This is a genomic window from Marinobacter sp. C2H3 (genome assembly GCF_037080155.1).
In the GTDB taxonomy this organism is placed as follows: Bacteria; Pseudomonadota; Gammaproteobacteria; order Pseudomonadales; family Oleiphilaceae; genus Marinobacter.
The window spans coordinates 194,466-217,251 of the sequence record NZ_JBBBNZ010000002.1 but is presented as its reverse complement, the minus strand read 5'-3'; the positions used below and the strand labels follow the sequence as shown (position 1 = coordinate 217,251).

Genomic DNA, 22,786 nt, shown 5'->3' with positions numbered 1-22,786 from the left:
GGCCTGCTGAAAGAGTTCAGCATTCCCTGATCAATAAAATGTGCGCTCGCACATGGCTCAGCGCACAGCGCACAGCGGTGGCCGCCGGCCAGTGGTTGAAACGCGCAGGTGCAAAAAAGGCGTGCCGCCCCGAGGGGCAAGCACGCCGCTGGGTACCTCAGGTGTCAGGCGTTGGCCTGGCGACGCCGAGCGAAGCCGATGCCGAGCATGCCCAGGGCGAGCAGGCCCAGGGTGCCGGGTTCCGGAACGTCCGCCACGGTGACAGCGTCCAGGAAGTTGCCGTAGGTGTCATCAGCCGGATTCAGGGCGGTGAACGCAAGCCGGGAGGTTTCGCCAGTGGCCATGAAGGTAAACGACGAGGTTGCCCAGACCGCTTTCGGCCCGTTGACGATGTCGTAGCTGTAGCCATTTCCCTGGTCATCCCCCAGGTAGAGCTGGAAGGATTCTGCCGGTGTGAGATTGCGCCGCGCCGCGTGGGCGAAGGTCACCTGGTAAACGGTTCCGCTGACGGTGCTGAAATCCTGGAACAGCGTGTAAGGGCCGCCGTAGGTCGAGTTCAGCTCCAGGTACTGGTTACCTTCGAACGGCGCCGGGCCGGCCGGCTGGGAGCCGGTGGTGCGGTTCCAGAGTTCCACGGGGCCGAGCGCATCCCAACCGGGAAGCTGAGAAGGGTCAAGGAACTTGGTGCCGGAAACGCCCGGGTCTTCAAAACCACCGTTGATGATCAGGTCAGCGTGGGCGAAAGAAGCGGACGTCGCTCCAAGAATGATGGCGAGTGTTGCTGTTTTCAGGTACGTCATTCTGACAGTCCTCAGTGTTCCATACATGCGAGTGAGAGACCCAGTCCGTTTCTTGCCTGCACTGCGTCACGGTGTGATTAGCAGTATTTATGCCGATCTTTTAACTGATTGATATTATTTGATTTTCGTCAGGTGTTCGGTCGGGAGTGTAAAGAATATGGACGGACTGACTCCCGGCCTGTTGCGCTGGGGCTACAGTCTGCGATGCCCTGGCAGGGGACGGATCGAAAGCGGAGGCGGGTGGAGAGCGGCCAAAAACAACAAACCCCGGCCGTAGCCAGGGTTTGCTGTTTACTCAGCCCGTGGTTCGGGGCTGGCGTTTGCCGGTGGCGTCAGGCTTTCTGACGACGACGGGCGGCGCCAAGACCGGCCAGGCCGAGACCCAGAAGGGCCAGGGTGCCAGGCTCGGGAACCGGCAGGACGGATTCAACCATCACGACCAGATCGTTGAAGTCCATATCGGAGTTGGCGTACAGGATGTCTTCCCAGCCGAGGATGAACTCGTTGTCGGTCCAGGTACCGGCGAAATAGCCCGGGATCTGAATCTTGTCAACGTTGTTGCCCTGAAGCGCAACCATTTGGTCTGAGCCGTCGGTGTTCAGGCTGCTGTCAGAGTAGAAGAACGGTCCGTTGGCGCTGCCAAGGTAGTAACCGAACTGGTTGCCGCTGAAATCGATCGTCGTATCAACGCCGTTCTTTTTCACCGAGCCGTCGGCCATGATGGTCAGGGTCACCTGGTCGCTCTGGGTGTTGGCGCCGCTGAACAGTTCGACGTAGTTGGTCGGATCGTTGCGGTCAAAAACACCGAAGGTGTTGGAGCCGGCGTTACCTGCAATCTCGAACACGAAGGTGTTTACGCTGCCACCGGAGGAGGTGAGGCTCCAGTAGCTGTCAAGACCGTCGCTGAGTTGATCGGTGTTGACGTTGATGCTGGAAGTGCCAGCAACGGGTGCGGTAGTGATGCTGTTAATCTGCGACTGCAGACCAGTACCGGCGCCGTCCTGGCCGTCGTCCATTACCAGCACGGCGTGGGCCTGTGCGGTAACGGCGGAAAGAGCAATGGCCGCTGCAAGAAGTTTGAGTTTCATGGGTGTTCTCCGGTTGTGTAGCGCTAAGTCCCTGTAGAGTGCTTTGCAACCAGGCAGTCTCTTATTCGGTCCCAGAGATCCTTGGCTTTCCGTCCCATCCTCGCGGGTGGTTTGGCTTCCGACCGGGTAAACACCCGATCCTCACGTATGGAGATGCCATAAACGTGCCAAGCTTGTAACTCTTTGAATTAGAAATGAAAGGGTGGGCTTATGCGGGGCGAGCTGTAAAAAACCTCGACAGCCTCAAAAAAAGGGGCCGGGAGAGTGGATCATCCCGGCCCGCGAAGGACCTCGTTACGAGGTACGGTGTCGATTTGCTTTACAGTGCTTTCTTCACGGTCTCAAGGTGGCCCTGAATGTCCGCATTATCCGGGGCCAGGGCGAGGGCTTTTTCGATCATGTCTTTGGCTTGGGCGTGTTCCCCCTGCAAGTGCAGGATCCAGCCGTACGTATCCAGCACCGCAGGGCTCCGCGGTGCAAGCTCGCTGGCCTGGCGGGCGTAGTCACGGGCCTTGGCAAGGTCGGCATCCCGCAGCAGCCAGGCCAGGTTATTCAGCGCCGTCGCGTTCGCAGGCTGGCGCTGGATCACCTGCTGGTACTGGCTGGCGGCCTCGACGGGCTTGTCCGCACTCATTAGCCAGTCCGCGCGTGCCATGTGGGCGGCGGCGTTATCCGGATCGGCCGCCAGCCACTCGGTGGTCAGCCTGTCCAGGGCAGTGCTGTCGTTGGCTTTGGCCAGGCCGATGAGCGGGGGCATCAGGCGCGAATCCTTATGGGCGTTCCATTGTTCCCGAAGGTACTGGTAGCCGCTGGTCTGCCCGTCCCGGCTGGCGAGGATCGCCGCCCGGGAAAGGATAACCGGCGGCTCGGGCCCAAAGGTGTCCTCAACCGACTGGAGCGCGGTCATGGCCTCATCGAATTTGGACTGCATCTGCAACAGGCCCACGGGCATGAGCGCATACGCCAGGTTGCCGGGCTCTAGGGCGATGGCCTTGGCGGCTTTTGCCCGGGCGTCCTCCCACCGTTTGTCGTTGGCGGCGGCGCGAGCTTCGGCCAGCAACAGTTGACCGGTGGCCCGGCGTGCGGCCGAGTTGTCCGAATTCGCGTAGGGGTCGAGCAGGCCACGGGCTTTGTCGAGTTGGCCCTGGCGAATGCTGATCAGCGCCTGCAGAACATCCGCGTTGGGTTTGAGGGCGGAACGTTTGGCGCCCAGGTTTGCCAGCCAGTCCCGCACCTCGTCCAGGGTGTGATTGCGGCCGTAGAGGCGGGCGGCCTGTTGCATGGGGCGGATGTCGTCCGGACGCAGTTCAGTGGCGTCGAGCAACTGTTGAATCGCTTTGTCGGCCTCGCCGGTCTTGATGTACAGGCCTGCCAGGGCCATGCGGGGCGCTGGATCTTTCGGCGCGGCCTTGCGCAGGGTGTCGAGGCGTTTGATGGCCTCGTCGGTGTTGCCCAAGCGGGCGTCCACCAGGCTGGCCAGAAGCATGGCCTTCGGTTCATCCGGATAGCCGTTGACCAGAGAATCCCGGATTTCGCCGGCTTCTTTGTTTTGGCCCTGCCGCAACAGCAGCTCGATGTAGCGGCCGGTGGTGGCCCATTCCGCCGGGTTGCTGGTAAACGCCATGCGCAGCTGCGCCAGCGCCTGCTCCGGCTGATCGTTGGCGGTGTAGTAATTGGCCAGCGCCAGGCGCAGGCGAACCCGGTCGGGCTCTTTGGCCAATACTTTGCTCAGGCTGGCGATGCCTTCCTGGACGTGGTCCGGCAGGCTCAATGCCAGGATGCCGTGCATGGCCAGCAGTTCGTTGTCGTCCGGGCGGGCTTCCACGGCTCGGGTGAGTGTTTTCAACGCTGCTTCCCGATCGCCTTTATCAATCTGGGCGATCGTGGCAGCCCGGATGAACTGGGTGGGTGTCGTTTCCGGGTCGAGGTTGTCGGTGAGCAGTTGGGTGCCCTCGTCCAGCTCGCCAGAGCCCGCCTCAAGGGTGCCGAGGATCAGCGCGGCCGACTGGTTTTCCGGGTTCACCTTGAGCATGTCCCGGAGGATGGTTTTGGCTTCGTCCACCTTGCCATCCTTGATGGCCGCGATGGCGGCCTCCGCCTGGGCCCGGGCTTCGGTGTTGGAATTCTCGGCGAGTACCTTGTTGTAGACCTGTGCCTCGCTGATCCGGCCCTGCTCGGTCAGCACCCGGGAAAGGGCGCTGAGCACGCTGCGGCGGATCGGCAGGAACACGTCTGCGTTCGGAATCACGCCCACGGCAGCGGTCAGGGTGTCCGCCGCTTTGTCCAGCTCATTCTGGCGATACTGCGCGACACCCTTGAAGTACAGCACTTCCGGGGCGTCGCCCTGCTTGGCCAGCCAGTCATTGGCGTCGTCTACGGCGGCACCATTCTGGTCCTGCCGGATACGGGTTTCCAGCAGGCCGCTGATGGCGTCGACGCTGGACGGGTTCGCCGCCACCAGGTTCTGATAGAGCGCCAGGGCCTCGCCCGGATTTCCCGCCAATCGCAATGCCTTGGCCCGGACCAACTCGGCCTGGAGTTTGTCCTCCGGCGTTTCCGGTTTGAAGCGGGCGAGGGTTTCGGTGGCGGAAAGGTGCTTGCCCTGCTCAACGTAGGCCCGGGCCAAGGGCAGGGCGACCTGTTGCGGGTGGTCTTTCAGCCAGGGCTCCAGCAGCTCGGAGGCCTGCTGGTTGCCGCCAATCTCCAGATAGAAGTTGGCCAGGTGGGTCACGTATTCCACATTGCCCGGATCCGCCTGGATGGCGTTGCGCACCTCCAGTATGGCGGAGCGGTACTGGCCTTGGCCGGCGTAGGTGTCTGCCCGTTCTATGCGGGAGGCGCCTTCGGACTCCTCTGGCGCGTTGTTGCACCCGGTCAGCAGGGGCAGCAGGAGAACGCCGGCCAGTGCGAGGCGGGTGAAGCGGCTACGAGTATTCCTTGATTGCATGGTGTGTGACTCCCGGGATGTCCCTGTCTTCCGTGTCCGTGGTCGAGGTCAGAGCTCGGTGGGCTCGGCCGATGTGCTGATGTTGTATTTGTCGGTCAGGTTGTAGAGCGTTGGCCGAGTGATGCCGAGCAGGCGGGCGGCCTGGGCCATGTTGAATCCGGTGCTTTGCAGCGCCTGCAGAATGGCCTGCCGTTCGGCCCGCTCCCGAACTTGCCGGAGGTTGATGTCGCCGCCAATGCTGCGGTCGCAGTGGCCAATCTCCAGGTCGTCCGCCGTCACCCGTTTGCCGTCCGCCATGATCGTGGCCCGCTTGACCTTGTTGATCATTTCCCGAACATTACCCGGCCAGGGGTAGCTGTTGATGGCCTGGATGGCGTCTTCGGTAAAGGCCAGGTTGGGGCGATCCATCTGTTTGCCCAGGGATTTGAGCAGGGCCTGCGCGATCACCTGCGCGTCGCCGTCTCGATCCCGCAGAGCGGGAACGTCCAGGGTGATCTCGCTGATCCGGTAGTAGAGGTCTTCCCGGAAATCACCGCTGTCGATCAGCTGCCGCACGTCCCGGTGAGTGGCGCAGACCACCCGCACGTCCACGGGGATGGGCTTGACCGAGCCAACCCGGTCAACCAGCCGCTCCTGGAGGAAGCGCAGCAGCTTGGCCTGCAGCGCCATTGGCATGTCGCCGATTTCGTCCAGGAACAGGGTGCCGCCGTTGGCACTTTCAATCTTGCCCTTTTTACTCTGGGTGGCGCCGGTGAACGAGCCTTTCTCGAACCCGAACAGCTCGCTTTCCAGCAGGTTCTCGGGGATGGCGGCGCAGTTGATGGCGGCAAAGGGCTTGTCGGCCCGGGGGCTGAGGTCGTGCAGGGCTCGAGCGAGCAGTTCCTTACCAGTGCCGGTCTCGCCGGCAATCAGGGTGGTCACGTCCGTCGGCGCGACTTTTTCCAGGGTGCGGCAGATGGCCAGCATCTGAGGGCTGGCCGCCACAATGCCCTTGATGGAGGTGCCATTGCGGTGCTGGCTGAGGTCCCGGTTTTCCCGCTCCAGCTCGGCAATCCGGAAGCCGCGGTTCACCACGAAGGAGAGGATGTCCGCATCCAGCGGCTTCTGATAGAAGTCCGAGGCGCCCATGCCAATCGCGCGAACGGCGTTTTCCTTGTCTTCCCGGCCGGTCACCACGATCACCTTGGTTTGGGGGGCGAGCCGGAGAATCTCCTCGAGCAGCGCAAAACCTTCCGTGGCACCACCCGGATCGGGGGGCAGCCCCAGGTCCAGGGTGACAACGGCCGGTTCCAGCCGTCGCAGCGCTGCCAACGCAGAGGCGCGGTCGGAGGCCACGGCCACCTCGACGTCATCCGCAAAGCACCAGCGCATCTGGCTCTGTAGGCCAGGATCATCCTCAACAATCAGCAGTCGTCTGGTCACAACGCAAACCATTCCCTAGTTTCATTCGTCATTTGTTATTGGAGGCCGTTTGGCCCCGCTTGTTCTTTCTTTTGATTCTCATCGCATCACGACGACTTTGCAATCGCGTTCGGCGGCGTGTCGTCCGGTTCCTCCGCCTGCTGGCGGGCCAGGGGGAAACGCAGGGTAAAGCAGGAGCCGATGCCCGGTTCGCTGGTCACATCAATCCGCCCGCCCAGGCGGGTGACGTACTCCCGGGCCTGGTAGGCGCCGATGCCCATGCCGGTCAGCCCTTTGGTGCTTTCAAACGGCTTGAACAGGGAGTTGGCAATAAACTCCTCGGTCATACCGCTGCCGGTGTCCTGAATAAACAGCACCACCTGGCCGGGGGCCATTTTCAGGTTCAGGGTGATGTCGCCGGTCGGTGGGGTGGCGTCCTGGGCGTTCTGTATCAGGTGTCCAAGCACGCTGCGCAACTGCTCGCTGTCGGCCTGGATAATCGCGGGGGGTGGGTCTCCCACCAACCGGGGCCGGGGCGACTGGTGGCTGTATTGGCTGACCAGTTGTCGCGCCAGGGCGCTGAGGTCCAGGTTCTGGCTGGCCAGTTCCGCCTGGTCTGCCGGCCGCCGAATGTGGTCCACCAGATTGGACATCTTGCGCACGGCGTGCTCCGTGGTGCGGATCATGTCGTCAATAAACGCCGGGTTGTCCCGGTGCTTGGGGGCGTTCTTCACCAGCAGTGACAGTTGGGCGATGAGGGTTTTAAGGTCGTGAACCATAAACGCCGAGGTCTTGTTGACGGCCTCGAACTGCATGGCGCGGGAGAGCCGGTGCTGGGCGTCCGCCTGGGCCAGCATATTGCAGGCATGACGGGCCACCACCTTGATCAGATCAAAGTTTTCCCAGTTCAGTTCTACCCGGGCGTAGGGGTTGCCAATCAGCCCGATGCCGTACAGCTCGTTGCCCAGGTACAGAGGAATGACCAGCCAGCTTTCCGGAATGCCGCCGATGGCATCCGGGATGTCCAGCAGGTTGTATTTCACCGGGTCGGTCCGGTACTCGTGCAGGTCCACGATCCATTCCCGGTCGGAAAACAGGCGCACCAGCTCAGAGTCGCCGTCGATGGTGGTGAACCGGGGCATGGACAGGTTTACGGCGCCGGCCAGCGCGTAGGCGCCCTCATCATTACGGAGCCAGACCGCGCCCGCATTGCTTTCCACCAGTCCCGACAGAATGCGGACCACCCGCACCGGCAGCGTCGATGCATCACTGAGGTTCGCCAGTTCCCGGGTCATCTTCAGCCATTCGTCCCGGTAATCGTATTTGTAGTCAAAGAAGTTCTGGCTGATCAGCACCATCAGTTTGGCCCGCAGGCGCCGGGACAGAACCAGGGTGGCCAGGAACACCAGGGCCATGGTGAGAAACAGCACCTGAAGCGCGTCGCCCCAGTCGCCGCCGAGCATCTTCACGTAGTAGCCGGCGACCGCCAGGAACAGCAGGTACGCGCCCGCAAACACCAGGGTGCCAGCATGGAACACGGCCGAGCGGGACAGCTGGAAATCCACCGGTTGCTTGCGTGTGTTCACCACGTTAATGGCAAACAGTGGCACGAGCAGGGCGTTGACCAGCCCGCGGGCGTTCCAGAACGAGCTGTCTACCGCCGAGAACATCAGCGCGTCGGCGTACATGAAAAAATCGAACGCGAAGATGGTGGCAATGGCAATGCACAGGTATTTGATGCTGGAGCGGCCAAAACTGGGGGAGCTCCGCCAGATTTGTTCCACCAGGGACAGGCCCAGCAGCGACAGGGCAATCTGGCCGAGCACCTTGGCCTTGCCACTGAGAATAGGCCAGTTGAACACGTACTCAATCAGCGAACAGAGCACCAGGACGCCAATGATGGCCAGTGTGGCCAGGCCAAGCCGGCTGCGCAGCCGCTGGTAACCGCCGGCTTGCCGTGAGATATCCCGGAACAGCGCCAGCAGCAGGACAATCCAGGTGGCGTCCCTGAGCAGTTCCAGCAGGTATCGGATGGTGAAGCCGGGCAGTGCCCAGAGGCTCTGGGCCATCATGGCGGCGGCCCAAAGCGCAGACACCAGGGTGGCAAGCAGGAGTGCCCGGTCCGAATCCCGGCGCAGATAGCGCGTGGCGACCAGAGTGGCCAGCAGCGCATAGGCCAGGGCGGCGGCACCGTGACTGATCAGGCTGAAATCGCTGAGCATGGTCGCGTCCTGCGTGGATGCCAGCCTGGCGAAGTCCGGGCCGGCGGATTACACCGGGCGCTTGTTGTCCCGGTAGTAACGGAAGATCTCCTGCAGCGGCCGCCGTGGTGCAAAGTCGAACTGGCGCGCAAACGCTCTGCCGTCAATAACGACAGGATACTTGAAAAACGCCAGAAGGTAAGACGGAAAACTTCTCAGGTTCAGCGTTTTCAGGATCAGCTGCGGCACGATGGGCGGCACTGAGGGCAAGAGCACCCGTTTGCAGCCGCACAGCTTGAGCGCGTGCTGGTACGCCACCCAATCCTCCGGCGCCACGTTGAACACGCCGCGCACCGGTTTCTGGTAGGCGAGCACCAGGGCGTCCGCCATGTCGTCAATGTGGATGAACTGCATCATCGGTGAGAAGCCGGCGAGCACCGGCGCCCGCTCGCTGGCAAGCAGCGTGCTCATGGTATTGCGGACGCCGGGGCCCACAATATTGCAGGGCCGCAGGATGGTGATGTTCAGATCCGGATAACGCCAGAGGTAGATGTTGGCGAGGTTTTCCAGCTCCACTGAATCCACCAGGTCCGCGCTCAGGCCGGCGGCCTTGAGCGGGGCGCCCTCGTCAATCAGCGCCGGGTTGTAGGCGACCGCGCCGTACACGTGGTAGGTGGACAGCACCACCACCCGGCGAATGCCGTACTTGTGGCTCAGGTCCAGCAGCTTCTGGGTGCCCAGCACGTTGGCGTTGTAGCGGCGCATCCGGGTGAGCTGGCTCGACTGGATGCGGCCCAGGTGAATCACGCCTTCGAAGTGGTAGCGGCGGAACAGGTCTTCAAACACCCGCTTGTTGAAATCGATGCAGTAGCTGGGGATGTCGTCCCCCAGGTAGACCTGCTCGCGGAAATCCACGGCGACCAGATCGTACCGGTCTTTGAGCTGGCTGATAACCTGCTGAGCCAGGGCGCCGGCGGCGCCGGTGATCAGAAGGCGAGGGCGTTGCTTGGGCATCAGAAGATCCTTTTCCGTTCACTCAGGCCTTTATCGATCAGCCGGCTGATTTCCGCCTTGACGGTTTCCACCCGGCGGGTGACTTCTTCTTCGGGCACTTCGGCGTCGTCAAAGGTCATCGGTTCGCCAAAGTTCAGATGAACGCGGGCCGGCAGCACGGCGGGCAGGGCCACCGGCACGTAGGGCAGGCCCAGCATTTTTGCCAGGGGCTTGATGTTGGCAATGGCCGGGATGGTTTCCTCGCAGCCCACCACGCCCACCGGCACGATGGTGGCTTTGTATTTCATGGCCAGGTGCATGAATCCGTTGCCAAACCGTTTGAGTTGGTAGCGATCCCGGTAGAGCTTGCCGGAGCCCCGGACGCCTTCGGGAAACACAATGACCGCCTCGTTGTTGGCCAGCATCTTGGCGCAGTTCACCGGGTCACCCAGCACGGCGCCAAATTCATTCAGCAGGTTGCCGAGCCAGGGCACGGTGGGAAAGAAACGCTCGATCATGGCCCGGGGAATGCGGGGCCGCTCCGCCCGGGAGGCGAGCGCGTAGCCGATCAGCAGGCCGTCTATCGGTAACTGGCCGCTGTGATTGGCAATGATCAGCACCGGCCCCTCGGCCGGGACCCGCTCGACGCCGTCCGCCTGCACCCGGAAGTAGTGCTCATAGAGCTGGCGGGTGAGGGCGAACCCGTATTTGATGGCCTCGTTGTTGTAGCCCCAGGGGTCGTAGCCGAGGGAACCAATGGGCTTGCGGATGCGCTCGATGTGCGCCTCGATATCGCCGGGCACCAGTTTGGCTTTCAGGTAGGTCGCGAGGCTCATGCCGTCTCCAGGGTTATTTTCGTCCGATGAGCACACCGAGGGTGTGGCTTTGTCCTTTATTCAACACGCGGTAATCCCCGCCGGCATTGGCGGTTTCGACACACAGCATGGTTTTCCAGGCCGAATCCGGGAAATCCGAGAGGCGGGCGGCCTTTTCCGGGCCGGGGTTCCAGACCACCGTCGAGTCGCTGCCTACGGCGGTGAGGGTGCGGGTACGGCCCGGTGTGACAACTTGCAGGGGTTCGGCGGATTCGTAGATGCGGTCGGTCTCGCCGGTGAAATAGACCGGTCCGTACTGGGTGTGCTCGGACCAGTCGTCCAGCGTGTCGATGTACTGGCTGTGCCCCAGCCCGAGAATGCGCGTGCGGGTAATGTCGGCGGTGGGCAGATACGTGTGCAGCGCCTGGCTGAAGGCCAGCGGGTGTTCGCTCAGGTTGGTGGTGGTCAGTGCCAGCTCCACGCCGCGCACGGAGAACCGGAAGGTGGCCAGCGCCAGCGCACGACCGGCCCAGAGGTCGGCGAAATCCTGGTTGGCGTTCAGGGACAGGCTGATTTCGACCTCGTGGGCGCTTTCACGGACGTCCGCCAGGGCCCACAAGGCGGTGCGGGCAAAACCGTGGGCGTCGTGGGTCAGCGCGTGCCGGCGCACCGCCGGGGGATTGCGAGACGGGTCGCCAAACCACGGCCAGCACAGCGGGATGCCGCCCCGGATCGCCCGCCCCGGTTCAAACCGGGCGGTCGGGCTCAGCCACAGCCAGTCGGTTTCGTCCGCCGGCGCAAAGCGAACCAGGTGCGCCCCCTGCAGCACGAGGGTGGCACTGAACAGAGGGTGGTGTACCTCGAGGGCTTCCAGGTGGCCAAGGGTGACCCACCGGGTAAACGACCATTGGCCAGGTGTGCGGGTGCGTGGCGAGCTTGAGCGGTTTTCGGGCATGGGTGTCGTGCTGTCACAAAGTGTCGGTTCTGCCTTGGCCCGGTCCGTACAATTCCTTAGGGGCAGGCCAGGTTTCAGGGTAAATTAAAACTGACCTCCCGGCGAGAACCGTGTCTAAAATAGCGCTTTCTTTTTTGCCTGCGCCGCCGCGCGAGGCGCTGATAGCCCCAAGGAACGAATCAGGATGATACAGCTGGCCGAACCGGTCCCGAGTACCACGGAAACCTGGCTTGACGGACTTGCCGACGGGCTCACCGAACACGGCTGGATGACGCTGGACGCCACCCCCGTGCTCGGTCGGCCGCTGATCCAGCAGCTCCGGGACGAAGTGCGCATTCTGGATCGCACCGACGCCCTTCGCCGGGCCGGCGTTGGCCGCGGCGCGGACCTGACCCGGGACCGCTCCGTGCGCCGGGACAAAATCGCCTGGCTGCAGGGGCACACCGGGCCCCAGCAAGCCTTGTTCGGGGTTCTCGACGCGCTCCGGGCCGGCCTGAACCAGCGTTTGTTCCTGGGCCTGAAACGGTTCGAAACCCATTACGCCACCTATCACGCCGGCGATTTCTACAAACGGCACCTGGACAGCTTCCGGGGGCGGGCGTCCCGGGTGGTCAGCCTGGTGCTGTACCTGAACGACGACTGGCAGCCCCTGGACGGTGGCGAGCTGCAGGTGTTCAACCGGGACAGCGAACACGAGGTTTGCGGCCTGGTGCCGCCGGAAGCGGGGCGTATGGTGCTGTTCATGAGTGAGGAAATCCCCCACGAAGTGCTGCCGGCACACCGGACCCGATACAGCCTGGCCTGCTGGTTCCGGCAGGACGAAGTGCCGCTGCCGCTGTAGCAGACGTGTCGTGCCGAAAACCCGAGGGCGATTCCCCGTTGTAGTCCCTGGGGCCTTTTGCTAATATGCGCGCCGCTTCGGAGCAATCCCGGAGTGGCGTTATGGTGGCCCCATTGGTGCCTCCGCAACATGAAACCGTGAACCCGGTCAGGCCCGGAAGGGAGCAGCCGCAGCGGTGGATATGGGTGCCGGAGATCCGCTGGTGGGGCCACCCCCAGTTTTCCTTCCCGCTGTTCGTACTACCCGCGCTTGTTTCTTCTTCTGAACGCACGTCCGTGCTAGAGTTAAACGCATTTTTCGCAGCAGTTGATGGCACATGAGCTACCAGGTACTTGCCCGCAAATGGCGTCCGCGCACCTTTGAAGACATGGTGGGCCAGGAGCACGTGCTCCAGGCGCTGATCCACGCGTTGGAAAGCCAGCGGCTTCACCACGCTTATCTGTTCACCGGCACCCGGGGCGTGGGAAAGACCACCATCGGCCGCCTTCTGGCCCGCTGCCTGAACTGCGAGACCGGTATTACCCCCAGGCCCTGCGGCGAGTGCACCAGTTGCCGGGAGATCCAGGAAGGCCGGTTCGTTGATTTGATTGAAATTGATGCGGCGTCCCGCACCGGTGTCGATGACATGCGGGAGCTGACCGATAACGTCCAGTACGCGCCCACCCGCGGTCGTTACAAGGTGTACCTCATCGACGAGGTGCACATGCTCACCAACCAGTCGTTCAACGCCTTCCTGAAAACCCTGGAAGAGCCGCCGGAACACGTCAAGTTCCTGCTTGCCACCACGGACCCGCAGAAGCTGCCGGTCACGGTGCTGTCCCGCTGCCTTCAGTTCAATCTCAAACGCATGACACCGGAGCACATCGCCGGGCACCTTCGCCATGTCCTCGGCGAGGAGGGTATTCCCTTCGAGGAACCCGCCCTGTGGCTCCTCGCCCGGGCCGCCGACGGCAGCATGCGGGATGCCCTGAGCCTGACCGACCAGGCCATCGCCTACGGTAACCAGACCCTGAACGCGTCAGACGTCAGCAACATGCTGGGCACCATCGACCAGCGGGATATAGAGCGGCTGGTGGGCGCCCTGGTAGAAAACGATGGCCCGGCGCTGCTGTCCGAAGTCAATCGCATCGCTGACTTTGCCCCGGATTACGGCGTTATCCTGGCGGACCTCCTCTCCCTGTTTCATCGGGTTACCCTGGAGCAGGTGGTGCCGGGCAGCGCGGATAACGCCCTGGGCGATGCCGCCCAGGTTCAGGCTCTGGCCCGGAAGTTGAGCGCCGAGGACGCGCAGCTGTTTTATCAGGCCGCGCTGATGGGCCGGAAGGATCTCGACATTACCCCCGATGCCCGGATGGGCTTTGAAATGACCCTGCTGCGGATGTTGGCGTTCCGGCCCGGTGCTGAGCGGCGTGACCCGTCCTCCGCTGGCTCCGGTGGCGCATCGGCCAGTGGCGGCGACGCGCCGGACGAACCCGCGCCTGCGGCGACCATTGAGCCAGCGGTGGAATCAAAACCGGCGGCCAGCGCCCCGGCAGCGCCGGTTGCGCAGGCTGCGCCTGATACAGACTCAGCGCCCGTTGCCGCAGCCGAGCCAGAGGCGGCTCAGGCGCCCGTTGCAGAGCCGCTCAGGGCAGACCAGACACCGTCGCCGTCCGAACCGGTGCCGGCGCCCGAACGCGATGTGCCGCCCTGGGAGGACGACTATCCCGTCTCCGACGAGCTGGACCGCATGCCGCCTGCGGAAGCCGAAGACTGGCCGGATGCGGACGGCGTGGCTGTGCAGGCTGTTGAGACGTCGCGCGAAACCGAAGCCGCTGCCGAACCTGCGCCTGCCGTGGCACCGGAGCCGGCCGACGCCGGGACGGATGCGGAAGTGGCGCCGGCTTCAACCGTTGACGACTTTGTCTGGGAGCGGGATTTCCGGTCTCTGGGCATTGTGGGTATGCCGGGGAATCTGGCCAGCCAGGGCGCCATGGCCCGGGACGGCAATACGCTGGTGCTCACCATCGACGAGGGCCACGCCCGTCTGTTGAACGCCCGGCACGAAGAAAAGATTCTGGCCGCCTTGAGATCCTTCTTTGGCGACGCCATTGAACTTCGTATCGAATCGGGGAATCCGGGGGCGAACACGCCCGCCGCCTATGAAGAGCGCCAGCGGCAGGCTCGTCAGGCGGCGGCGGAAGAGGCCATCCGCCAGGACCCAATCGTACAATCCATCGTAGAACGTTTTGAAGCCAGGGTCGTCGAGGAGAGCATCCGGCCTCCGGGCTGACCCGGCCCACACACAGGAGCAGACGCATGTTCAACAACATGGGTGACCTGATGAAAAAGGCCCAGCAGATGCAAGAGCAGATGCAGCAGGCCCAGGAAGAAATGGCCAAGGCCGAGGTGACCGGGGAATCCGGCGCTGGCCTGGTGAAAGTGATCATGAATGGCCGTCACGACGTGCGGAAGGTCGATATCGACCCGTCGCTGATGTCAGAGGAACGGGAAGTGCTCGAAGACCTGCTGGCCGCCGCCATCAACGACGCGGTTCGCCGGGTCGAGGCGCACCAGAAAGACCGCATGTCCGGGATGATGTCGGGCATGGGCATGCCGCCGAACTTCAAAGCGTAAGGTCGAGACTAACCAATGGCATTCAGTCCCCTGGTGGATGAACTGGTGGAGTCCCTGCGCTGCCTTCCCGGCGTGGGCCAGAAGACCGCTCAGCGCATGGCGTTTCACCTGCTGGAGCGGGGTCGCACCGGCGGCGTCCGCCTGTCTGACGCCTTGCGCAAGGCCATGGATGGGGTGCGTCGGTGTGAGTCCTGCCAGAACTTTGCCGATACCGAACGCTGCGGCATCTGTGAGCGGCCGGAGCGCCACAACGGCACCCTGTGCGTGGTGGAAAGTCCGTCGGACCTGTTGGCCATTGAGCAGGCCGGCGATTACCGGGGCGCCTATTTCGTGCTGATGGGGCACCTCTCGCCTATCGACGGCGTCGGCCCCGAGGAAATCGGCATTGAGCGTCTGATCCGCCGGGTGCGCGACGAGAGCATCAGCGAGCTGATCCTGGCCACCAACCCCACGGTGGAAGGCGAGGCCACGGCCCATTACATCTCCGACCGGCTGGATGGCAGTAACGTCCTGATCACCCGGCTGGCCCATGGCATCCCCGTGGGCGGCGAGCTGGGCTATGTAGACGGCTTTACACTGACCCACGCGTTTCGCGGTCGCAAACCCCTGTCTGACTGAGTCCCGTTGTTCCATGGACGATACCGTACATCCCCTGATTGAGCCCGTGACGGCGCCGCCCGCGCCCTCAGAGATTGTCTGGCTGGACACGCCCGAGGCGCTGGCGGACTTCCTCGCGTCCGCCCCCGGGGACACCCCCCTGGCGCTGGACACGGAATTCGAGCGCACCAGCACCTTCTACCCGATCCCCGGGCTGGTCCAGCTTGGCCTGGGCACCGAATACCGATTGGTGGAGCCCTCGGTGGCCGAAGCCTGCGAGGCGTTCCGGCAACGCCTTGCCAATCCGGCCCAACCCAAGCTGCTGTATGCCATGAGCGAGGACCTCGAGCTCTTTCGTCACTGGCTGGGCCTGGCGCCCCAGGGCGTGGTGGATCTGCAGATTGGCACCGCGCTCGCCGGCCTGGGTTTCTCCATGGGCTACGCCCGCCTGGTGGACACCCTGTTCGGCGAAACACTGGATAAATCGGCGACCCGCTCCGACTGGCTGGCCCGGCCGTTGAGCGAGGCCCAGCAGCGATACGCCCTCGACGACGTGCGGTTCCTCGAGCCGACGTACCGCTGGCTTCGCGACCGTCTGGCCGGCCGCGGCCTGCTCGTGGCCCTTGTTGAGGAGTCTGGCCGGTTTGCCGACGAACTGGCCGCCCAGGACGACCCGGACCGGCATTATTTGAAGCTTCGTGGCGGCTGGGCCCTGCCGCCGGTCGGGCAGGCGGCTCTGCAAGCGCTGACGGCCTGGCGAGAACGGGAATGCCAGCGCCGGGACATGCCCCGCAACCGGCTGCTGCCGGACGCGGCACTGATCCAGATTGCCGAACGGATGCCCCGGTCAGTGAAGGCGCTGTCCGGCATTGAAGGTGTTTCTCCCGGCATCGCCCGGCGTTACGGCGATGCCTTGGTCGAGCGAATTGAAGCGGCCCGGGCCGCCGGCCATGGGCCGGAGGAAACCATCGCGCCACCGCTGCCAAGGGAGCAGCAACCCCGCTTCAAACAGTTAAAGCGGGTATTCAGGAACATCTCGGAAGACAATGATATTCCAGTAGAATTGATGGCTCCCAGAAAGCGGCTGGAGGCGGTGATGCAGCGCGGCACCCTGGCCGGCGACGATTTCTTTTCCGGCTGGCGTGGTGAGCTGCTGGCGCCGGCGGTTGACCGCATTAACGAGGTGTTGCAGCCATGAGCGAACGAACCTTCGTCTCCGTATTCCGAAGCGGTAAAAAAGCCGATACCTATATCTACGTTCGCCGCGGCCAGAAATGGGATGAGCTGCCGGACGCACTGAGAACGATTTTCGGCGCGCCCATTCACGCCATGGACCTGCTGCTGACCCCGGACCGGAAACTGGCCAGGACCACCGGGCAGGAAGTGCTCGACGCCATCCGGGACAAACAGTTCTATCTGCAGATGCCGGAAGAACAGGACACCTACATTGTCGATTTCCGGCGCGGGCCGGGCCGGGAAGGGGATAACAGCCGGTGATTGCCCAGATACCGTTCTGGCAGCGCAAGCGCCTGGCCGAAATGTCGCCGGCGGAGTGGGAATCCCTCTGCGACGGCTGCGGCCTGTGCTGCCTCAACAAACTGGAAGACGAAGACACCGGCGAGGTGTACCACACGGATCTCGCCTGCGAATACCTGGATCAGGAAGCTTGCCGCTGCACGGTCTACCCGGAGCGCAAGCAGCGGGTGCCGGGTTGTACCACGCTCACGGCGGCAACGGTTCAGGATTACGCCTGGCTGCCGGTGACCTGTGCTTACCGGACGCTGGCCGAAGGCCGGCCCCTGGCGGACTGGCACCCGCTGCGCAGCGGTGATCCGGAGAGTGTGCACCGGGCGGGGGTGTCGGTTCGTGGTAAGGTGGTGTCCGAACGGCAGGTGCCGGAAGACGACTGGGAAGAACACATCATTCACTGGGTTTTGTCATGATCGACGCGGACGCACAACTGGCTTACGGCATTTTCTGGACGGCGTACGCCGTTGGTTTTGTGGTGTTTTTCTTCATGATGAAGCGGTTTTTCCGTTTCGTGCCGACGTACGGGCTTCGCACCCTGCTGCTGGCGGCGCTGGTGGTGCTGTTCCTTACTCCGGTGGAGTCCCCGGAAGTGAGCGACTGGTGGATTCCTGCCTGGGTCTATGGCGGTTACGAAGCCATCCTGGGGGACGCGGCCTCCGCCGGACGGGCCTTCTTCAACTTTGGCATTGCCGGGCTGTCCATGCTCCTGATCTGGGTGCTGGACCTGGTCCGCTATCGACTGGTGGGCCGGGAATGATGCGGTGGCTGTTGGCACTGTGCCTGGGGCTGGCGGCGGCATCTCTGACCGCGCCCTGGGCGTCTGAAACCGCGCTCGCACAGGCAGCGGCAACCGGTAACGAGGCGGCCGATCCGGGCGCCCAGGACAAAGCAACGCTGACCGTGCCGGGCCGGCCTGACGTTCGCCTGATTGTCGATATTTCCGGCTCCATGAAGCAGACCGATCCGGAAAACCTGCGCCAGCCGGCGGTGCGCCTGCTGGCCGGCCTGCTGCCGGGCAACGCTGAGGCGGGGCTCTGGACCTTTGGCCAGTGGGTCAACATGTTGGTGCCCCACGACGACGTCAGCGCCGCGTGGCGCGAGCGAATGCGGGCCGGTTCCACCAAGATCAACTCGGTGGCCCTGCGCACCAACCTGGGCAAGGCCATCGAAGTGGCGGGGGACGATCTGGGCCCCAATCACAAAGGCACAGTGGATTTTATCCTGCTGACCGATGGCAAGGTTGATCTATCCGACGATCCTGCCGTGAATGCCGCCGAAGAGCGCCGAATCCTGGATGACGTGGTGCCCAGGCTGGTGGCCCGTGGCGCCCGGTTCCACCCGGTGGCGCTGTCCGATCAGGCCGATGCCGCGTTCCTGAAAAAACTGGCTGACGCCTCCGACGGCCGCTTTCACCTGGCGCAAAACGCCAGCGACCTGAACCGCGCCTTTGCCGATGCCCTGAACGCTGCCGAGCCCCAGCAGCAGATTCCCATCGAAGGCAACGGTTTCTCGGTCGACGCTGGCGTCAAAGAATTTACCGCGCTGATCTTCCCCGGTGAGGGCGACGGCAACGGGGCGCTACGCACCCTGACGCTGGTGGCGCCGGATGGCAGGCGCCTGACGCCGAAGAGCGCCGGAGACAGCGTGCGCTGGGCCCGGGAGCCGGGTTATGACCTGATCACCATTGATACCCCCGCTGCCGGCCAGTGGCAGATTGACGGCGACCTGGGCGACGGCAGCCGGGTGACGGTGGTGAGCGATCTGCGCATGGAAATGAGTGACATACCCGCGCATTTCAGCACCGACAAGCCCATTGAGCTGAGCGCCGCGTTCTTCGAGAAATCCGACAAAATCGTCAACCCGGATTTCCTCAAGGTGGTGACTGTCAGCCTGACGCTGACCGCCGCCGACGGCCGTAGCGGCACTAAAGTGCTCTCCGGCGACCAGCCGCCGAAGGATGGCGTCTACGGCGACACCATTGGCCAGCTCCCAGCGGAAGGGGATTACACCCTGACCCTGCTGGCGGATGGCAAGACCTTTCAGCGAAAGCTTACCGCCACCACCCATTTCGACGCACCGCCGGCGACTGACGCAGGCGACACGCCTGCCGCTGACCGTGGCCAGGAGCCTGCGGAAGGGCCCGCGCCTGGGGGCGATGGTGCCGAGCCGGTGGACACCGGGATCCAGCCCATCGATCCGTCGCAGGTGGAAACCCCGGAGGCCCCGGCTTCTGAAGCGGTGCCGGAGGGTGATTCCGGGAATGCGGTAGAAGACGCCCCTGAAAGCCCGGCGGATAGCGCCCCGGGAAGCGCAGCGGATGCTCCGGCGGCCGATGCTGCGCCCGCCCAAGCGCCCGAAGAGGGCTTCCTCAGCCGCTGGATGAACTGGCTTATCGGCGGTGGCGTGGGTCTTCTGGCTCTGGTTGCGCTGGTTTTTGCCGTTCTGCGCCGAAAGCGGGGCCGTGACCAGGCGCTGGTGGAAGCGGCCTCGGAGCGGGAAACGGCGGCGGACCTGGAAGAAGACACCGAGGTGCCCGTCGTGGCGCCGGACATCGACGAAACGCCGGAGCCCGACGCCGAGCCTGAGCCGGCGACCGAGCCGGAGCTGGAACCCGAACCGGCCGCTGAGCAGGCGCCCGAGAGGGACGACGACATTCCCGCGCTGACCGACGAGGATCCGGTACCGGCGCTGGACGAGCCGGTCGTCGCCGAGGACGATGAGCGCATTCCGGAACTGCCGCCGGAGCCCGAGCCTGCAGATGCCGACGAACCCGGCCCGTTCGATGAGGGCCAGCCGTCCCCTGAAGATGAGGATATCCCCGTGGCCCAGGCGGCGCTGGACGACGACGAGTTCGGTCTGGACGATTTTGATCTCTCCGAGTTCGACGACCTGCCGGGCTATGACGAGGACGCGGATCAACACACCGATAACGATAAAGACGACGACGGCGAGACGCCGGCGCCGCGCAAAAACACCTAGACAACAGGACCCTGCCCATGAAATTTACCGGTACCGAGAAGTACGTAGCCACCGATGACCTGCAAATGGCCGTGAACGCGGCGATCGCGCTCCAGCGCCCGCTGCTGATCAAAGGCGAGCCGGGCACCGGCAAGACCCTGCTGGCTGAGGAGATGGCCTCGGCCCTGGGCATGCGGCTGATTCCCTGGCACATCAAATCCACCACCAAGGCGCAGCAGGGCCTGTACGAGTACGACGCGGTCTCCCGCCTGCGGGATTCCCAGCTCGGTGATGAAAAGGTCAAGGACATCCGCAACTACATCGTCAAGGGCAAGCTCTGGGAGGCCTTTGAGGCGGATGAGCAGGTGGTGCTGCTGATCGACGAGATCGACAAGGCGGACATCGAATTCCCCAACGACCTGCTGCTGGAACTCGACCGCATGGAGTTCTACGTCTACGAGACTCAGGAATTTGTGAAGGCGAAGAAGCGCCCCATCGTGGTGATCACCAGCAACAACGAGAAAGAACTGCCGGATGCCTTCCTGCGCCGGTGCTTTTTCCACTACATCAGCTTTCCGGACCACGACACCATGCAGAGCATCGTGGACGTGCACTTCCCGGCCATCCAGCAGTCCCTGGTGCGGGATGCCCTGGAAATCTTTTTCGACGTTCGCAAGGTACCGGGCCTGAAGAAAAAGCCGTCCACGTCCGAGCTGATCGACTGGCTGAAGCTGCTGATGGCCGACGAGCTCACCGCCAAGGCGCTTCAGGAAAAGGACACCAGCTCCGCGCTGCCACCGCTGTACGGCGCGCTGGTCAAGAACGAGCAGGACGTGCACCTGCTCCAGAAGCTGGCGTTCATGGCGCGGCGCCGAAACTGATTCCCGGCAAGGGGTCTGCATTATGCTGATTGATTTCTTCCTCGAAGTGCGGCGGGCTAGGGTGCCCGCGAGCCTGCGGGAATTCCTGGACCTGATCGAGGCGCTGGAAAAGCGGGTGGCGTTCGCCGACATGGAGGACTTCTACCACCTGTCGCGGCTGTGCCTGGTGAAGGACGAGCGGCATTTCGACAAGTTCGACCGGGCGTTCCAGGCCTATTTTGAAGGCATTCAGAACCTGGATGACCTGCTGGACACGCTGATTCCCGAAGACTGGCTGAGGGCCGAGTTCGAGAAATTTCTCACGGACGAGGAGAAGGCGAAAATCGAGTCCCTCGGTGGGCTTGAGGAACTGATTGAAACCTTCAAGAAGCGCATGGAAGAGCAGAACGAACGGCACGCCGGCGGCAACAAGTGGATTGGTACGGGCGGGACGTCGCCGTTCGGCGCCAACGGCTATAACCCGGAAGGTTTCCGCATCGGCCAGAAAAACGGCCGCCACGGCCGGGCCGTGAAGGTCTGGGAAAAGCGGGAATTTCGCGATCTCGACGACAGCGTCACCCTGGGCATCCGCAACATCAAGGTGGCCCTGCGCCGCCTGCGTAAGTTTGCCCGCCAGGGGGCGGCTGACCAGCTTGATATGGACGATACCATCCGGTCGACCGCCCGGAATGCCGGCTATCTGGATCTGAAAATGGTGCCGGAGCGGCACAACGCGGTGAAGGTGCTGATCTTCTTCGACGTGGGCGGTTCCATGGATCCCCACGTGAAGGTCTGCGAAGAGCTGTTCTCCGCGGCCCGGGTGGAGTTCAAGCACATGGAGTATTTTTACTTCCACAACTTCATTTATGAAAGTGTGTGGAAAAACAACATCCGCCGCCTGAACGAGACCACCAGCACCTGGGACATCCTCCACAAGTACACGCCGGACTATAAGGTGATCTTCGTCGGGGACGCCACCATGGCGCCCTACGAAATCTCCCATCCTGGCGGTTCCATTGAGCACTGGAACGAAGAGGCCGGCGCCACCTGGTTCCAACGCATCAGCGAGCATTTTCGTAAGGTGGTGTGGCTCAACCCGCTGCCCGAGGCGTACTGGGGCAACGGCGGTTCGCTGGCTATGACCCGGCAACTGGCCAACAACCACATGTATCCGCTGACCCTTGAGGGATTGGAAGGCGCCATGCGCCAGTTGAGCAAATAACAGGCAAGCTGCGGTCATTGGGCCAATAAAAAAGCCGATGCGCGCAGGCGCATCGGCAAAGCTCGGCATTGTTTGACGGGTGGGCCGATTGGCCTGCCCGCACCCTGAGCGTCAGCAATTTCAGGGCCATTCTCGCTTCAGGTGATAAGTCACCTAATCATTTCTCTGAAAATCAACCGATTACGTCGTCTGCCCCGACAGACGTTCGAAACGGGCGTCACTGCCCCCGTGACGGAGTGTCAAAAACCCTGACGCCCGGGCCGGCGTGTGACGCACCGCACGGGGCTGAACACTGGCCGCTGAATTGGTGATCTGCATACCGTTCTTGCCGGTTACCTAGTGTTACGCTTCCCCCCGGTTTGTAACGGAAGTTGTCCGCTCAGGGCAGGGCAGGAGGCGTATGTCTGGCGTGAAATCACCCCAAGGAACCTCTCGGATCGTGCAGTTTGTGGTCGGCCTGATCTGGCTGGCCGGGCTGATGGTGGCGCCGGCGTCGGCCTGTTTCGCCGCGGATACCTCCCTGGACGCACGCATTCAGCAGCTCTCGGCGTCCATCAACGAGCACTCCGCGGACGTACTCGGCCTGCAAGAGGCCCTGCAGTATCCGGTCAACACCCGGGTGACCGTGTTTCTGTCCCTGGAAACCCGCGATACCCTGAGCCTGGACTCCATCGAACTGTTCCTGAACGACCGACCGGTTGCCTCCCACCTGTACACCCCCCGTGAGCGGGACGCCCTTGCGGCCGGCGGTGTCCAACAACTTTACATGGGCAATCTGGCCAGCGGCGGCCAGACCCTGCGGGCGGTGATTACCGCGCGCTCGGCGGACAAGGATTTTGTCCGGCGGGAGTCGTCCCTCAATTTCACCAAGCAGGCGGGTGAGCTGGGCCTCGAACTGAAGCTGTCGGCGCGGGCGCCGGCGTTCGAGCCTCGCATTGATTTCGTGCAGTGGAAGTAACCGG

General features: G+C 63.3%; 20 protein-coding genes, 1 other RNA gene and 1 riboswitch. Of the genes, 13 read left to right on the top strand and 8 right to left on the bottom strand.

The genetic code is table 11. The features are described from left to right. Positions 1-164: 164 nt before the first annotated feature. The 8 genes from V3388_RS06095 to V3388_RS06060 all read right to left on the bottom strand — a co-directional run bounded on the left by V3388_RS06095 (position 165) and on the right by V3388_RS06060 (position 11,200). Entirely contained in the window at positions 165-800 is a 636-nt protein-coding gene (locus V3388_RS06095; RefSeq protein WP_336366651.1) for a DUF642 domain-containing protein, read from the bottom strand. Positions 801-1,132: 332 nt separating this feature from the next. Further along, positions 1,133-1,888: a DUF4114 domain-containing protein gene (locus V3388_RS06090; RefSeq protein WP_336366650.1), complete on the bottom strand. Its 756-nt coding sequence runs from the start codon at positions 1,886-1,888 to the stop codon at positions 1,133-1,135. A gap of 41 nt (positions 1,889-1,929) precedes the next feature. Beyond that, positions 1,930-2,014: riboswitch (cyclic di-GMP riboswitch) on the bottom strand. Positions 2,015-2,207: 193 nt separating this feature from the next. Further along, positions 2,208-4,835 carry a tetratricopeptide repeat protein gene (locus V3388_RS06085; protein WP_336366649.1) on the bottom strand — a complete coding sequence of 876 codons (2,628 nt, stop codon included), beginning with the start codon at positions 4,833-4,835 and terminating at the stop codon, positions 2,208-2,210. Positions 4,836-4,883: 48 nt separating this feature from the next. Further along, a complete protein-coding gene (gene prsR / locus V3388_RS06080) occupies positions 4,884-6,269 on the bottom strand; it encodes a PEP-CTERM-box response regulator transcription factor (RefSeq protein ID WP_336366648.1) in 1,386 nt (461 codons plus the stop codon). Positions 6,270-6,343: 74 nt separating this feature from the next. After that, positions 6,344-8,458: an XrtA/PEP-CTERM system histidine kinase PrsK gene (prsK, locus tag V3388_RS06075; RefSeq protein ID WP_336366647.1), complete on the bottom strand. Its 2,115-nt coding sequence runs from the start codon at positions 8,456-8,458 to the stop codon at positions 6,344-6,346. Positions 8,459-8,506: 48 nt separating this feature from the next. Continuing rightward, positions 8,507-9,454 carry an SDR family oxidoreductase gene (locus V3388_RS06070; protein WP_336367286.1) on the bottom strand — a complete coding sequence of 316 codons (948 nt, stop codon included), beginning with the start codon at positions 9,452-9,454 and terminating at the stop codon, positions 8,507-8,509. Further along, positions 9,451-10,266, bottom strand: a complete 816-nt coding sequence (locus V3388_RS06065) for a lysophospholipid acyltransferase family protein (RefSeq protein WP_336366646.1) — start codon at positions 10,264-10,266, stop codon at positions 9,451-9,453. Before V3388_RS06065 ends, V3388_RS06070 begins: the two co-directional genes overlap by 4 nt. Positions 10,267-10,279: 13 nt before the next feature. Beyond that, complete coding sequence (locus V3388_RS06060) at positions 10,280-11,200, bottom strand: D-hexose-6-phosphate mutarotase (protein ID WP_336366645.1); 921 nt, start codon at positions 11,198-11,200, stop codon at positions 10,280-10,282. 184 nt (positions 11,201-11,384) lie between these two features. Here V3388_RS06060 and V3388_RS06055 point away from each other — a divergent pair, with 184 nt between their 5' ends. The 13 genes from V3388_RS06055 (at position 11,385) to V3388_RS05995 (ending at position 22,782) form a co-directional block, all read left to right on the top strand. Continuing rightward, complete coding sequence (locus V3388_RS06055; protein WP_336366644.1) at positions 11,385-12,041, top strand: 2OG-Fe(II) oxygenase; 657 nt, start codon at positions 11,385-11,387, stop codon at positions 12,039-12,041. Between the two features lie 111 nt (positions 12,042-12,152). Then, an RNA gene (ffs, locus tag V3388_RS06050) (signal recognition particle sRNA small type) lies at positions 12,153-12,249 on the top strand. A 108-nt stretch (positions 12,250-12,357) separates the two neighbouring features. Further along, positions 12,358-14,313: a DNA polymerase III subunit gamma/tau gene (gene dnaX, locus V3388_RS06045; protein ID WP_336366643.1), complete on the top strand. Its 1,956-nt coding sequence runs from the start codon at positions 12,358-12,360 to the stop codon at positions 14,311-14,313. A 26-nt stretch (positions 14,314-14,339) separates the two neighbouring features. Beyond that, on the top strand, positions 14,340-14,657 hold the full coding sequence (locus tag V3388_RS06040; protein WP_336366642.1) for a YbaB/EbfC family nucleoid-associated protein: 318 nt from the start codon (positions 14,340-14,342) through the stop codon (positions 14,655-14,657). A 15-nt stretch (positions 14,658-14,672) separates the two neighbouring features. Further along, a complete protein-coding gene (gene recR, locus V3388_RS06035) occupies positions 14,673-15,275 on the top strand; it encodes a recombination mediator RecR (RefSeq protein WP_336366641.1) in 603 nt (200 codons plus the stop codon). Between the two features lie 13 nt (positions 15,276-15,288). Continuing rightward, entirely contained in the window at positions 15,289-16,452 is a 1,164-nt protein-coding gene (locus tag V3388_RS06030; RefSeq protein ID WP_336366640.1) for a ribonuclease D, read from the top strand. Continuing rightward, on the top strand, positions 16,449-16,751 hold the full coding sequence (locus V3388_RS06025; protein ID WP_336366639.1) for a YcgL domain-containing protein: 303 nt from the start codon (positions 16,449-16,451) through the stop codon (positions 16,749-16,751). Before V3388_RS06030 ends, V3388_RS06025 begins: the two co-directional genes overlap by 4 nt. Further along, positions 16,748-17,197, top strand: coding sequence for a YcgN family cysteine cluster protein (locus V3388_RS06020; RefSeq protein WP_336366638.1), 450 nt, complete (start codon positions 16,748-16,750; stop codon positions 17,195-17,197). Before V3388_RS06025 ends, V3388_RS06020 begins: the two co-directional genes overlap by 4 nt. Next, complete coding sequence (locus V3388_RS06015) at positions 17,194-17,541, top strand: hypothetical protein (RefSeq protein WP_336366637.1); 348 nt, start codon at positions 17,194-17,196, stop codon at positions 17,539-17,541. Before V3388_RS06020 ends, V3388_RS06015 begins: the two co-directional genes overlap by 4 nt. Further along, positions 17,538-19,763 (top strand): vWA domain-containing protein, encoded by a 2,226-nt coding sequence (locus tag V3388_RS06010; protein WP_336366636.1) that lies wholly within the window; start codon positions 17,538-17,540, stop codon positions 19,761-19,763. The genes V3388_RS06015 and V3388_RS06010 overlap by 4 nt, the downstream gene beginning before the upstream one ends. A gap of 17 nt (positions 19,764-19,780) precedes the next feature. Then, complete coding sequence (locus V3388_RS06005; RefSeq protein ID WP_336366635.1) at positions 19,781-20,623, top strand: AAA family ATPase; 843 nt, start codon at positions 19,781-19,783, stop codon at positions 20,621-20,623. Between the two features lie 22 nt (positions 20,624-20,645). Further along, a complete protein-coding gene (locus tag V3388_RS06000; protein WP_336366634.1) occupies positions 20,646-21,824 on the top strand; it encodes a vWA domain-containing protein in 1,179 nt (392 codons plus the stop codon). A gap of 439 nt (positions 21,825-22,263) precedes the next feature. Then, positions 22,264-22,782 (top strand): AraC family transcriptional regulator, encoded by a 519-nt coding sequence (locus V3388_RS05995; RefSeq protein WP_336366633.1) that lies wholly within the window; start codon positions 22,264-22,266, stop codon positions 22,780-22,782. Positions 22,783-22,786 lie beyond the last annotated feature (4 nt).

Coding starts and splice junctions, on each gene's coding strand:
- V3388_RS06065 (WP_336366646.1), bottom strand. CDS start 10,266: ATGAGCCTCGCGACCTACCTGAAAGCCAAACTGGTGCCCGGCGATATC.
- V3388_RS06030 (WP_336366640.1), top strand. CDS start 15,289: ATGGACGATACCGTACATCCCCTGATTGAGCCCGTGACGGCGCCGCCC.
- V3388_RS06090 (WP_336366650.1), bottom strand. CDS start 1,888: ATGAAACTCAAACTTCTTGCAGCGGCCATTGCTCTTTCCGCCGTTACC.
- V3388_RS06055 (WP_336366644.1), top strand. CDS start 11,385: ATGATACAGCTGGCCGAACCGGTCCCGAGTACCACGGAAACCTGGCTT.
- V3388_RS06060 (WP_336366645.1), bottom strand. CDS start 11,200: ATGCCCGAAAACCGCTCAAGCTCGCCACGCACCCGCACACCTGGCCAA.
- V3388_RS06005 (WP_336366635.1), top strand. CDS start 19,781: ATGAAATTTACCGGTACCGAGAAGTACGTAGCCACCGATGACCTGCAA.
- V3388_RS06015 (WP_336366637.1), top strand. CDS start 17,194: ATGATCGACGCGGACGCACAACTGGCTTACGGCATTTTCTGGACGGCG.
- V3388_RS06010 (WP_336366636.1), top strand. CDS start 17,538: ATGATGCGGTGGCTGTTGGCACTGTGCCTGGGGCTGGCGGCGGCATCT.
- dnaX (WP_336366643.1), top strand. CDS start 12,358: ATGAGCTACCAGGTACTTGCCCGCAAATGGCGTCCGCGCACCTTTGAA.
- prsR (WP_336366648.1), bottom strand. CDS start 6,269: ATGGTTTGCGTTGTGACCAGACGACTGCTGATTGTTGAGGATGATCCT.
- V3388_RS06025 (WP_336366639.1), top strand. CDS start 16,449: ATGAGCGAACGAACCTTCGTCTCCGTATTCCGAAGCGGTAAAAAAGCC.
- prsK (WP_336366647.1), bottom strand. CDS start 8,458: ATGCTCAGCGATTTCAGCCTGATCAGTCACGGTGCCGCCGCCCTGGCC.
- V3388_RS06085 (WP_336366649.1), bottom strand. CDS start 4,835: ATGCAATCAAGGAATACTCGTAGCCGCTTCACCCGCCTCGCACTGGCC.
- V3388_RS06000 (WP_336366634.1), top strand. CDS start 20,646: ATGCTGATTGATTTCTTCCTCGAAGTGCGGCGGGCTAGGGTGCCCGCG.
- V3388_RS06095 (WP_336366651.1), bottom strand. CDS start 800: ATGACGTACCTGAAAACAGCAACACTCGCCATCATTCTTGGAGCGACG.
- V3388_RS06040 (WP_336366642.1), top strand. CDS start 14,340: ATGTTCAACAACATGGGTGACCTGATGAAAAAGGCCCAGCAGATGCAA.
- recR (WP_336366641.1), top strand. CDS start 14,673: ATGGCATTCAGTCCCCTGGTGGATGAACTGGTGGAGTCCCTGCGCTGC.